Origin of the sequence: Lachnospira rogosae (ex Hitch et al. 2025), assembly GCF_040096455.1 — a bacterium.
GTDB lineage: Bacteria > Bacillota > Clostridia > Lachnospirales > Lachnospiraceae > Lachnospira > Lachnospira rogosae.
Window position 1 is genome coordinate 304,967 of the sequence record NZ_JBBMER010000004.1, and the last position, 12,246, is coordinate 317,212.

Genomic DNA, 12,246 nt, shown 5'->3' on the forward strand with positions numbered 1-12,246 from the left:
GTAACTTTTTGAAATGTATTTATTAAAAGTAAGGGGATACGTCATATAGCAGGATGTGTCCCCATACTTGTAGTAACGGGTGTTACAGAAATGGAGGATTTTACAATGAATAACAAACCATCTATTAAAATCGGAATTGTGGCAGTGAGCAGGGACTGTTTCCCAGAGAGCCTGTCAGTGAACAGAAGAAAAGCTTTAGTTGAGGCTTACAAGAACAAATATAATGCAGATGAAATATATGAATGTCCAATATGTATAGTCGAAAGCGAGATACATATGCAGCAGGCATTAGAAGATGTCAAGAAAGCTGGCTGTAATGCTTTATGTGTATATCTTGGTAATTTTGGACCAGAAATTGCAGAAACTATGCTTGCTAAATATTTTGACGGACCTAAGATGTTCGTTGCGGCAGCAGAAGAAACATCAGCTAATGGAGGCCTTGTAGGTAACAGAGGAGATGCTTATTGTGGTATGCTTAATGCAAGCTACAACCTGAAATTAAGAGGAGTTAAGGCATATATTCCGGAATATCCAGTAGGAACAGCAAGTGAATGTGCAGATATGATTCACGAATTCATACCGGTTGCAAAGGCTGTATATGCGTTAAATAATCTTAAGATTATAAGCTTTGGACCAAGACCTAATAATTTCCTCGCCTGCAATGCACCAATTAACCAGTTATACAATCTTGGCGTTGAGATAGAAGAGAATTCAGAGCTTGACCTTTTTGAAAGCTATAATAATCACGCAGGAGATGAGAGAATTCCAGCGGTTATAAAGAGTATGGAGAAGGAATTAGGAGAAGGTAATAAGAAACCTGAGATACTTTCGAAGCTTGCACAGTATGAGCTTACACTTCTTGACTGGGTAGAAGCACATAAGGGTTCAAGAAAATATGTTGCAATCGCAGGAAAATGCTGGCCAGCATTTCAGACACAATTTGGCTTTGTTCCTTGCTATGTTAATTCACGTCTTACAGCTATGGGAATACCTGTATCCTGTGAGGTTGATATATACGGAGCTTTAAGTGAATTCATAGGAACAGTTGTAAGCGATGATGTTGTTACACTTCTTGATATTAATAATACGGTTCCATCAGATATATACGAAGAAGATATTAAGGGCAGATTCAATTATACAATTAAGGATACATTTATGGGCTTCCATTGTGGCAATACAGCAGCGTGCAAGCTTTCATTCTGTGAGATGAAGAACCAGATGATTATGGCACGTTCACTTCCAGAAGAAGTTACTAACGGAACACTTGAGGGAGATATTGTACCTGGTGATATTACATTTTTCAGGTTACAGAGTACTTCAGACAGCCAGTTAAGGGCGTATGTTGCACAGGGTGAAGTTCTTCCTGTAAGAACACGTTCATTTGGTGCTATAGGAATATTTGCAATTAATGAAATGGGAAGATTTTACAGACACGTGCTTGTTGAGAAGAATTATCCTCATCATGGGGCAGTAGCATTTGGACATTATGGAAAGGCTTTGTTTGATGTGTTTAAGTATCTTGGCGTTGAGGACATATCATATAACCAGCCGGCAGGCGTGCTTTATAAGTCAGAAAATCCTTTTGCATAGTTAAGATTATAACGTAAATAGATAATAGTTTATAGAAATGGGGTGTGGTATGTATTATATAGGTGTTGACCTTGGGACATCTTCGGTTAAGCTGATATTGATGGAACCAACAGGTGATATTGTAAATACAGTATCTAAGACTTATCCTATAAGCTTTCCAAAGCCAGGCTGGTCAGAGCAAAATCCGACAGACTGGTATGATAAGACCTGTGAGGGAATCAAAGAGCTTATAAAGGATATAGATAAGGACAAGGTTGCAGGAATAAGCTTCGGAGGTCAGATGCACGGTCTTGTTATTCTTGATGAGAATGATAATGTAATAAGACCGGCAATTCTTTGGAATGATGGAAGAACAACTAAGGAATGTGATTATCTTAATAATGAGATTGGAAAGGATAAGCTTACAGAATATACAGCGAATATAGCATTTGCTGGCTTTACGGCTCCTAAGCTTCTCTGGGTTAAGAATAATGAGCCTGACAATTTCAAAAAGATTGCTAAGATAATGCTTCCTAAAGATTATATAGCCTACAGGCTTACAGGAGTACATTGCACAGATGTATCGGATGCGTCAGGTATGCTTTTATTAGATGTTAAAAAGCGTGACTGGTCAGAAGAGATGATTAACATATGCAAAATTTCAAGAAAACAGCTTCCGGCTTTGTATGAAAGCTACGAAAAGGTTGGCTGTATTACTAAAGAAGCTGCTATGGAGCTTGGACTTCCAGACAATGTATGTGTAGCTGCTGGAGCAGGTGATAATGCTGCTGCGGCAGTAGGTACTGGAACTGTTGGGGACGGAATGTGCAATATTTCTCTTGGAACAAGCGGAACAATATTTATATCAAGCAGTAACTTTAGCGTTGATAATAATAATGCACTTCATTCCTTTGACCACGCGGACGGCTATTATCATCTTATGGGCTGTATGTTAAGTGCAGCTTCCTGCAATGGCTGGTGGATGGATAATATTTTAAAGGATACAGATTACAAAGAAGCACAGTCACATATAACTAAAGATATGCTTGGCAATAATCATATATATTTTCTTCCATATCTTATGGGAGAGCGTTCACCACATAATGACCCGCTTGCAAGAGCAACATTTACAGGAATGACTATGGACAGCACAAGGACAGATATGACACAGGCGGTGCTTGAGGGTGTTGCATTTGCGATAAGGGACTCTTTTGAGATTGCCAGGTCGCTTGGAATTAACATCACAGAAACCAAGATGTGCGGTGGTGGTGCTAAGAGTGAGCTTTGGTGTACAATTATGGCTAATGTGCTGGGAATTAAAGTACATCTGTTAAAGTCAGAAGAGGGTCCGTCTATGGGAGCTGCTATGCTTGCTATGGTGGCGGCTGGTGAATATGAAAATGTTAAGCAGGCGGCAGACAGCATTGTTGGAATATGTAGGACAATCGAGCCGGAAAAAGACATTGCAGACAGGTATAATTCACGTTATAATACATTTAAAGACATATATCCTGCATTAAAAGGGGTATTTGAGAAAATGTAATTGATGTATCTGGCATAATAATAACAGATAGTGTATATGCAGAATGGAGGTTTTATGAAATTTTTTATTGATACGGCAAATGTTGATGATATCAGAAAAGCTAATGATATGGGTGTAATCTGCGGAGTTACAACTAATCCATCATTAATTGCCAAAGAAGGCAGAGATTTTAATGAAGTAATTAAAGAGATTACAAGTATTGTTGATGGACCTATAAGTGGTGAAGTTAAGGCAACTACAGTAGATGCGGAAGGAATGATTAAAGAGGGCCGTGAGATTGCTGCGATTCATCCTAATATGGTAGTTAAGATTCCTATGACAGTAGAAGGCCTTAAAGCAGTTAAGGTGCTTTCAGCAGAAGGAATAAAGTGTAATGTAACACTTATCTTTTCAGCTAATCAGGCACTTTTAGCAGCAAGAGCAGGTGCAGCATATGTATCCCCATTCCTTGGAAGACTTGATGATATATCACAGCCGGGTATCCAGCTTATTGAAGATATTGTTGGTATATTTTCTAATTATGATATCCAGACAGAGATTATATGTGCAAGTGTAAGAAATCCTATACATATAACAGACTGTGCACTTGCAGGAGCTGACATAGCAACTGTTCCTTATAAGGTTATTGAGCAGATGGTTCATCACCCATTAACAGATGCAGGTATTGAGAAGTTCCAGAAAGATTATAAGGCAGTATTTGGAGAATAAATGATTTCATCACAGAAAATAACAACGTCAGAGGTTAGAAAGTATAATAAGAACAGAATATTTAAGCTTATATATAACAGCAGTGCAATATCAAGGCAGGAGATTGCGGATACACTTGGATTGTCACTTCCGACAATCAACCAGAATATCAAGCTTTTAAAAGATTCAGGGCTTATAGTTATGGAGGGTAGTTTTGACTCAACAGGAGGAAGAAAAGCCCAGATGATTATGGTAAATGCTGATGCAAGATTTGCAATAAGCGTTAACGTCCGTGCTAATGAATTAAAGGTGGCACTTATAGATCTTAATGGAGAGATAAGAAGCCAGAAAAGTGTTGATATTGAATTCAGTCCGGAAAGTGATTATGGAGTTAAGGTATCAGAGCTTGTCGATGATATAATAGAGGAGAATAATATTAATACTGATAATATACTTGGCATAGGAATAACTATGCCGGGTATATTCAATAGTGATAATACAATGATAATTTCATCTCCACCACTTAACACAAGAGACTATAAGACTGATAACATTACGAGTCGTCTTAAGTATGATTATACTGTACAGAACGATGCAAGAGCCAGTGCATTTGCTGATTACTGGTATTCCCATAAGAATGAAAATGCTCATATGGACGAGTCCTATCACGACAAATTCTATCTTATGATTAATGATGGAGTTGGTGGTGCGTGTGTAAGCAATGATAAGATTGTGCAGGGAGAGCATAACAGATATGGTGAATTTGGACATATGACTTTATATCCTGACGGAAGAAAATGTATGTGCGGAAAGAAGGGCTGTGTTGAAAGTTATCTTTCAGCAAGAAATCTTTCATCAGACCTTGGCATACAGATAGATGAATTCTTTAAGAAAGCATCTGAGGGTGATGCACAATGCGTCAAAGTTCTTGATGAATATCTTGATAATCTTACAACAGGAATTAATAATCTGTATGTTATATTTGACAGGGATATAGTAATTGGTGGATTTGTTTCAAGATATCTGTTAGAATATGAAGAGAATATAAGACAAAGACTTATTGATAAATATTCTTTTGATACAGATGGAAGATATTTTTCGATTTCAAGCTGTACATCAGAGAGAACGGATACAGGAGCGGCAATAATGTTTTTGTCTGAATTCATTAATAGTATTTAACAAGAGGGACAGAGGCGAGATGGATAAGAGCAGACTGTATAGGGGTATTAACAATTTAAGAAATACAATTACATTAGAACACTGCGTCATAAGATTTATTATGGCGTGGTGTTTTGTTAGTTTAGTTGAGAGTTTTATAATGAATAGCAGAAGGTATATGATAAACAGCCTGTCATACGTTAAAAATGTTGATATGGTTTCAGTTATTATATGCTCGCTGGTATTAACAATAGTATTATATGCCATATTTGAAAAGCTTCAGGATAATAACAGGCTTAAAGCCTGTATTCTTGAGGGAACTTTATTAACAGGAGTTGTATTGGTATATGCCTGCGTGTGTGTATATGAATATAATGATGTGTATTTTGTGGCTGGAATGACACTTGTTGTACTGGCGGCAGCTGTATATTCATATAGTTATGTGCACAAGATTTACAAGGGATATATTAGTGACAGCACCACTTATAATGCGGATATAAAAGATATAAGTAAAAGAATGTATATCACAGGTGTTGCGATAGTTGCAGGTGTTATTACAGCATTTATAAGTATATGCATGGTGTTCCGTTATCTGTCATTTGGCTCACCTAATTTTGATATGGGACTTTTTTCGCAGATGTTTCACTATATGAAGACGACGGGCAGAATGTTAAATACAAGTGAGAGAGATCATCTTATGTCACATATGTGTGTGCATATATCACCAATGTTTTATACGATACTGCCATTTTATATGCTTGTATCATCACCGGTGACGCTTGAGGTTATGCAGGCAGTAGTCATTGCAATAGCAGTAATTCCACTTTGCAGGCTTGCTGAGTACAAAGGAATGTCAAGACGGGCTGCGTTAATAATATGTATAATATACTGTTTTTATCCGGTTATAAGCGGCGGATGCTTTTATGATATACACGAGAATATGTTTCTTCCAGTGCTTATATTTACATTTCTGCTATATATGGAAAAAGATAATATGACAGGAATATTAATATCTGCAATACTTATATGCCTTGTAAAGGAAGATGCACCGGTATTTCTTATGTTCATGGCCCTTTATATGATAATAGGAAAGAGAATGTATAAAAAAGGATTTATTATACTGATATTATCCATAGTGTATTTTGTCATTGCCTGCAAGATAATTGAGATAATAGGAACGGGCATAATCTCTGACAGATTTAATAATATGATTGCGGAAGGTAATGGTAATATAACAGGAATAATAAAGACGGTTATTAATAATCCAGCGTATATAATTACGCAGATTATGGATAAAAGTAAGATTGCTTATATATTAAAGACACTTGGTGTTCTTTTGTTCATACCATTATGTACAAGAAAGTGGAGCAGATTTATTCTTCTTGGACCTTATATAATGTTTAATCTTATGTCCGATTATGAATATTTCCATAGCATATATTTTCACTATTCATTTGGTTCAGGTGCACTTCTTATATATCTTTTAATTATTAATATATGCGATATGGATGTGAGGAAGAAAATGTTAATGCTTCGTATGACAGCTATGGCAGTTGTTATATTTTTTATGGCATTCAATGTATCAAGGCTTGATAATGCGTTTAATTATGTGGACGAGAATAATAAAAGGGTGATTGATACTATGAATGAAGGGCTTAGTACAATTCCTGACGATGCAAGTGTTACAGCGACAACATTTTTATGTGCCAGTTTATCAAAGCATAAGATATTGTATGAATTATATTATACCGACAAACAGACAGAGTATATAGCTTTGGACTTAAGATACAGCGATACTTATTACAATGTCAGCAGTTACCTGAATTCATCACAGTATGAAACTGTATATTATGCAGAAAATGTAATCGCAGTATTCAAAAATAGAGCAACAGGCAATTGATTAAATTGTCAGATTTGTTATAATACATCTATATAATTATGTGAATTGGAGGACAAGTAAGATGATAGCAGAATCAATGAAAGCACTTGTTAAAGGAAGCTCAGTTATCAGAGCGATGTTCGAGGAAGGTAACAGGCTTGCTAAGATATATGGAGCAGAAAATGTATATGACTTTTCATTAGGTAATCCTAATGTGCCGGCTCCGGATGAAGTTAATGAGGCAATCAAGAATATAGTTGATGAGGAAGAGTCAGTTGTCCTTCACGGATATATGAGCAATTCAGGCTTTGAAGATGTAAGAGAAGCGATTGCACAGTCACTTAATAAGAGATTTGATACACATTTTAATTACACTAATATTGTTATGACAGTTGGTGCGGCAGGTGGTCTTAATACAATACTTAAGACAATTATCAATCCTGGTGATGAGGTGCTTACATTTGCACCATTCTTTGGAGAATATAGGAATTATGTAAGTAATTTTGGTGGAAAGCTTGTTGCAGTATCTCCAGATACAGCTACTTTCCAGCCAAAGTTTGATGAATTTGAGAAGCTTATTAACAAGAATACCAAGGCTGTAATTGTCAACAATCCTAACAACCCAACAGGAGTTGTGTATTCAGAAGATACAATAAAGAAGTTAGCTAAGATTATGGAAGACAAGCAGAAAGAATTAGGCATAGAGATATTCCTTATAGCTGATGAGCCATACAGAGAACTTGCTTATGATGGAGTAGAAGTTCCATATCTTACTAAATATTACAATAATACTATAGTTGGATATTCATACAGCAAGTCATTATCACTTCCAGGTGAGCGTATCGGATATCTTGTGATTCCAGATGAAGCAGCAGATTCAGATGATATGAAGTCAGCCGCTTCTGTAGCAACAAGAATATTAGGATTTGTTAATGCACCATCATTACAGCAGAAGGTCATTGCCAGATGTCTTGATGCCAAGGTTAATATCGAAGCTTATGATAAGAACAGAAAAGCACTTTACGAAGGGCTTACAAAGCTTGGTTTTGAATGTATTAAGCCAGAAGGAGCGTTTTATCTCTTTGTCAAATCACCAACAGAAGATGAGAATATTTTCTGTGATACAGCTAAGAAGCACAATATACTTATTGTTCCTGGTTCATCATTTGGCTGTGCTGGTTTTGTAAGGATGGCTTACTGCGTATCATACGATACAATAATTAATTCACTCCCACATTTTGCAGAAGTTGCTAAAGAGATGGGTTTATAAAATCAATATGCGAAAAATGTACGCGGAAATGAGGATTATTAATGAAAGCTTGGGAGAGTAATATAAGAAAGGTTGAACCTTATGTTCCGGGCGAACAGCCTAAGGTTCAGGATGTTATTAAACTTAATACTAATGAGAATCCATATGGACCATCAGAAAATGTCAGAAAAGCAATGGAAGCAATAGATATAGACCGTTGCAGATTATATCCGGATCCTGATGTGACTAAGCTTGTTAAGAGCATTGCAGATTATTATGGAATGGATAATAATCAGGTATTTGTCGGTGTGGGCTCAGATGATGTGTTATCAATGTGTTTCCTTACATTTTTTAATGGAAAGAAGCCGGTATTATTCCCGGATATTACATATTCTTTTTATAGTGTATGGGCTGATCTGTACCGTATACCATATGAGAAGCAGAAGCTTGATGATAATATGAAGATTGTTCCAGAAGACTATTATAAAGAAAATGGCGGTGTAATCTTCCCTAATCCTAATGCTCCAACAGGTCTTTTAATGGATCTTGACAGTGTAAGGGATATTATTGAACATAATAAAGATGTTGTAGTTATAGTTGATGAAGCATATATTGATTTTGGAGGAGTATCAGCTAAGGATTTAGTGAATGAATATGATAATGTACTTGTTGTACAGACATTTTCTAAGTCACGTTCTATGGCGGGTATGAGAATTGGATATGCGTTTGGTTCAAAAGAACTTATAAAGGCACTTAATGATGTGAAATTCTCATTTAATTCATACACAATGAATATGACATCAATTGATATGGGTGTTGCTTCAATCAATGATAAGAAGTATTTTGAGGAATGTGTTGAAAGAATAACAGCTACAAGAGAAAGAACTAAGGAAGAACTTACAAAGCTTGGATTTACGTTCCCAGACTCTAAGGCTAACTTTATATTTGCTACACATAAGAGTGTTCCAGCTAAAGAAATATTTGAAAAGCTTAAGGATTTGAATATATTTGTAAGATATTTTGCACAGCCAGGAATTGATAATTATTTAAGAATTACAATAGGTACAGATGAGCAGATGGATAAGCTTATAAGTGCTTTATCTGAGATTGTTGGTTAGAGGAGACTTTATGGCAGTACCATTTGAGAATAGAAACTTCCATAAGGAAATGCTAAAGCTTGCAGGACAGCTTCAAAAAGAAGGAAAAGTACCAAGATTATTATTACATAGCTGTTGTGCACCTTGCAGTAGTAACTGTATTGAAGTTCTATCGAAGTATTTTATGGTTACAGTATTTTATTATAATCCGAATATATCAAGTGATGAGGAATATAAGAAAAGAGTTGCAGAGCAGATAAGATTTATAAAAGAATTTGATACCCCTAACAAAGTTGAATTCATCGAGGGTGATTACGAACCGGATGTATTCTTTAAGGAAGTTAAGGGTCTTGAGAAAGAGCCAGAAGGCGGTAAGCGTTGTTTTAAATGTTATGAATTAAGATTAAGAAAGACAGCAGAACTTGCCAAGGCAGAGGCGTATGATTATTTTACAACAACTCTTACAATCAGCCCATTAAAGAACAGTGTAAAGCTTAATGAGACAGGCTTAAAGCTTCAGGAAGAATATGGTGTTAATTACCTGCTTTCGGATTTTAAGAAGCAGGAAGGTTATAAGAGGTCTATTGAGCTGTCAAAGGAATATGGATTATACAGACAGAATTACTGCGGCTGTGTATATTCAAGACAGCAGATATTAATGAGCAAATAAATATATGCACAGTCAGGTGGTGCCACAGTGGCAACACCTATAATTAGTGACGAAGGGTTATATATTTTGACACCGGTGTCATATTATAGTATGTTATCATTAACCAGACAGAGTATAATAAGGAGGAATAATTATGGCTAAGAAGAAATCAGGCATTGTTAAGGCAGCAGTAGGTATTGGTGCGGTAGTAGTTGCTGGTAAAGTTGCATACGAGAAGTATAAGACAACTAAGAGCCGTTATACAAAGGAAGAACAGGATAGTGCAGATCTTGAGGTCCGCAAATATAATGCAATATGTGAGAAGAAGGTTGTTGAAGTAGAAGACGAGGAATTTGTTGGCTGTGAGATAAAGTCAGTAGCTTCTAATACAACTCTTGACCTTGGTCTTGCTGTATTTGAAAAAGATGTATACATTAATTTTGAAAGTGTATGCAGTAATGTCACAATCATTCTTCCAGAGGGTGTTAATGTGGCGTGTGACATAGAAAAGAGAATAGCAGGTGTTCATAATCTTGTAGAAAATGTTGATGAAGAAGGAATTCATACAGTATATGTAATTGGAAAAGCAACATTAAGCAAGGTTGATATTATTCCTGTTAATTTTTATGTGGACGACGATGATGTAGAAGATATATTAGCAGAAGATGATTTTGATGAAGAAGAAGCATTTCCAGAGTCAGGAGATGTAGACGTAAAAGTTATTAACAAGAGCGAGAAAGAGGCTGTGTCAGAAGAAACAGTTAAGTCAGAAGACGGCTTTAAGCCTGCAGATAACGCTGATACTACTGAGGACAACACAGAAACTATTAATCTTGAAGAAGTTAAGTAGTCAGGATAAAGCGTATGAAGTTCAGGGATAAAATGATTGAATATTTTGATAATATTCCAGAAGGTACGGTTGTAGTTGCTAATGCAATGTATGAACAGGGATTTACCAGGATGAGCCACGATGCTTTTTTCAGGTCTATAGAAAGACTGTGCGAGGATGGTTACATTTTAAGAGCTGGAAAAGGAATGTATATTAAGACATCTGATGGTGATAAGAACATAGAAGAATTACTGCTTAATTATTTCTTTGGAGATAATAACGACAGTGGAATGTTTATAGGCTACAGGCTGTATAACAAGTATATGATATCATCTTACAAGGGCGATAAGATAGAGCTGTATTCAACTGTGATAAGAACAAGAACCTGTGAGCTTGGCAATATAATAGTTAAAAGACCAGAGGTTGATCTGGATTTTGAGAATTCCAAAGTGCTTGAGGCTTTGGAGATTTTGCAGAATTATCATAATATCGAGAATTTAGATAAGCTGAAGTTTGCAAGGTATGCCAAGCAGTTTGCAGGCAGCTATAATGATGAGGCGGCTGTAAATGTGCTTTTACATATGAAATATAAGAAAAGCACGATAGCTTTTATGAAGAAGATACTTGATATGTATAAGACACAGAATAGTTTACAGCAGTTTTTAAGCTACGCTTCAGATTATAAAATTCCGGCTGTCCAGAGGATAGCAAGATAAATGTATGAATAAAAATACAAAAAAACGCTTTACAACAGTAAAGCGTATGTATATAATAACGCTTGAACAATAATAAAAAAGCAGAGTAGGAATATGTGCGTTAAGTGCCATTTGGACAGGGAGTTGCCATTTGGACGAAAAGTTTTCTTGCGATACATAATCCGCATCCCGCTGCTACATACTACGGCGAATAACCTCCTATGTAGAGCGAAGATTACTGCAAAGGAGGTTTTTTTATGTCAATTTTATTAAGAAATTTTGCATTTTCTGCAAAAGAATTCAAGAGCATTAAGTCAATAGTTGCCGCGGCATTATTGATAGCTCTGCACACAGTATTAGCTGTGTTTGTATCAATTCAGGTAACACCAACACTTAGAATTTCAGTATCCTTTCTTGCCAACTGTGCAATAGGATATATGTTTGGTCCAGTTATGGGCTTTGTGTGTGGTGGACTTGGAGATTTGATTCAGTTTGTTATTAAGCCTACAGGTGCATATTTTCCTGGCTGGACAATAAGTGCGGCATTAGCTGGATTTATATATGGTCTGTTCTTTTATGGCTGTAATATGAAGGTAGCTGAAAAGTATGATGAACAGGGTCAGAAGAAAGGTATATTAAGGATTATAGACTTTAAGTTCCTTTTAAGATGTGCAGCGGCACTTACAATTGATACATTACTTGTAAATGTATTACTTGGAACTTACTGGTGCAGTATAATGTATGGAAAGGGCTTCGCATTTTACTTATCAATACGTTTTGCTAAGAATATGATACAGCTTCCAATTAACATTATACTGACATATTATGTATTAGGATTTATTAAATACATTAATAATAAAATTTATGAATAAAAATATGTTGATAAAAGAA

The 12,246-nt window shown here is 35.9% G+C and carries 11 protein-coding genes and 1 riboswitch; all 11 genes read left to right on the top strand.

Annotation, left to right across the window (positions count from 1 at the left end; translation table 11 throughout):
* Positions 1 to 105 precede the first annotated feature (105 nt).
* The 11 genes from WMO14_RS07535 (at position 106) to WMO14_RS07585 (ending at position 12,227) form a co-directional block, all read left to right on the top strand.
* Positions 106 to 1,590 carry an L-fucose/L-arabinose isomerase family protein gene (locus tag WMO14_RS07535; protein WP_349153597.1) on the top strand — a complete coding sequence of 495 codons (1,485 nt, stop codon included), beginning with the start codon at positions 106 to 108 and terminating at the stop codon, positions 1,588 to 1,590.
* 49 nt (positions 1,591 to 1,639) lie between these two features.
* Positions 1,640 to 3,112: a xylulokinase gene (xylB, locus tag WMO14_RS07540; protein WP_022501149.1), complete on the top strand. Its 1,473-nt coding sequence runs from the start codon at positions 1,640 to 1,642 to the stop codon at positions 3,110 to 3,112.
* Positions 3,113 to 3,166: 54 nt separating this feature from the next.
* On the top strand, positions 3,167 to 3,820 hold the full coding sequence (fsa, locus tag WMO14_RS07545; RefSeq protein ID WP_022206287.1) for a fructose-6-phosphate aldolase: 654 nt from the start codon (positions 3,167 to 3,169) through the stop codon (positions 3,818 to 3,820).
* Positions 3,821 to 4,978, top strand: coding sequence for an ROK family transcriptional regulator (locus tag WMO14_RS07550; protein ID WP_055176022.1), 1,158 nt, complete (start codon positions 3,821 to 3,823; stop codon positions 4,976 to 4,978).
* A 19-nt stretch (positions 4,979 to 4,997) separates the two neighbouring features.
* On the top strand, positions 4,998 to 6,857 hold the full coding sequence (locus WMO14_RS07555) for a DUF2079 domain-containing protein (protein ID WP_055176019.1): 1,860 nt from the start codon (positions 4,998 to 5,000) through the stop codon (positions 6,855 to 6,857).
* Between the two features lie 61 nt (positions 6,858 to 6,918).
* Positions 6,919 to 8,106: a pyridoxal phosphate-dependent aminotransferase gene (locus WMO14_RS07560; protein ID WP_022501146.1), complete on the top strand. Its 1,188-nt coding sequence runs from the start codon at positions 6,919 to 6,921 to the stop codon at positions 8,104 to 8,106.
* 41 nt (positions 8,107 to 8,147) lie between these two features.
* On the top strand, positions 8,148 to 9,203 hold the full coding sequence (hisC, locus tag WMO14_RS07565) for a histidinol-phosphate transaminase (RefSeq protein ID WP_055176016.1): 1,056 nt from the start codon (positions 8,148 to 8,150) through the stop codon (positions 9,201 to 9,203).
* A gap of 10 nt (positions 9,204 to 9,213) precedes the next feature.
* On the top strand, positions 9,214 to 9,852 hold the full coding sequence (locus WMO14_RS07570; protein WP_022501144.1) for an epoxyqueuosine reductase QueH: 639 nt from the start codon (positions 9,214 to 9,216) through the stop codon (positions 9,850 to 9,852).
* 133 nt (positions 9,853 to 9,985) lie between these two features.
* Positions 9,986 to 10,681: a hypothetical protein gene (locus WMO14_RS07575; RefSeq protein ID WP_055176015.1), complete on the top strand. Its 696-nt coding sequence runs from the start codon at positions 9,986 to 9,988 to the stop codon at positions 10,679 to 10,681.
* A 14-nt stretch (positions 10,682 to 10,695) separates the two neighbouring features.
* Positions 10,696 to 11,376: a hypothetical protein gene (locus WMO14_RS07580; RefSeq protein WP_055176011.1), complete on the top strand. Its 681-nt coding sequence runs from the start codon at positions 10,696 to 10,698 to the stop codon at positions 11,374 to 11,376.
* 79 nt (positions 11,377 to 11,455) lie between these two features.
* Positions 11,456 to 11,552, top strand: a riboswitch (THF riboswitch).
* A 60-nt stretch (positions 11,553 to 11,612) separates the two neighbouring features.
* A complete protein-coding gene (locus WMO14_RS07585; RefSeq protein ID WP_022501141.1) occupies positions 11,613 to 12,227 on the top strand; it encodes a folate family ECF transporter S component in 615 nt (204 codons plus the stop codon).
* Positions 12,228 to 12,246: the final 19 nt, after the last annotated feature.

Coding starts and splice junctions, on each gene's coding strand:
- WMO14_RS07535 (WP_349153597.1), top strand. CDS start 106: ATGAATAACAAACCATCTATTAAAATCGGAATTGTGGCAGTGAGCAGG.
- xylB (WP_022501149.1), top strand. CDS start 1,640: ATGTATTATATAGGTGTTGACCTTGGGACATCTTCGGTTAAGCTGATA.
- fsa (WP_022206287.1), top strand. CDS start 3,167: ATGAAATTTTTTATTGATACGGCAAATGTTGATGATATCAGAAAAGCT.
- WMO14_RS07550 (WP_055176022.1), top strand. CDS start 3,821: ATGATTTCATCACAGAAAATAACAACGTCAGAGGTTAGAAAGTATAAT.
- WMO14_RS07555 (WP_055176019.1), top strand. CDS start 4,998: ATGGATAAGAGCAGACTGTATAGGGGTATTAACAATTTAAGAAATACA.
- WMO14_RS07560 (WP_022501146.1), top strand. CDS start 6,919: ATGATAGCAGAATCAATGAAAGCACTTGTTAAAGGAAGCTCAGTTATC.
- hisC (WP_055176016.1), top strand. CDS start 8,148: ATGAAAGCTTGGGAGAGTAATATAAGAAAGGTTGAACCTTATGTTCCG.
- WMO14_RS07570 (WP_022501144.1), top strand. CDS start 9,214: ATGGCAGTACCATTTGAGAATAGAAACTTCCATAAGGAAATGCTAAAG.
- WMO14_RS07575 (WP_055176015.1), top strand. CDS start 9,986: ATGGCTAAGAAGAAATCAGGCATTGTTAAGGCAGCAGTAGGTATTGGT.
- WMO14_RS07580 (WP_055176011.1), top strand. CDS start 10,696: ATGAAGTTCAGGGATAAAATGATTGAATATTTTGATAATATTCCAGAA.
- WMO14_RS07585 (WP_022501141.1), top strand. CDS start 11,613: ATGTCAATTTTATTAAGAAATTTTGCATTTTCTGCAAAAGAATTCAAG.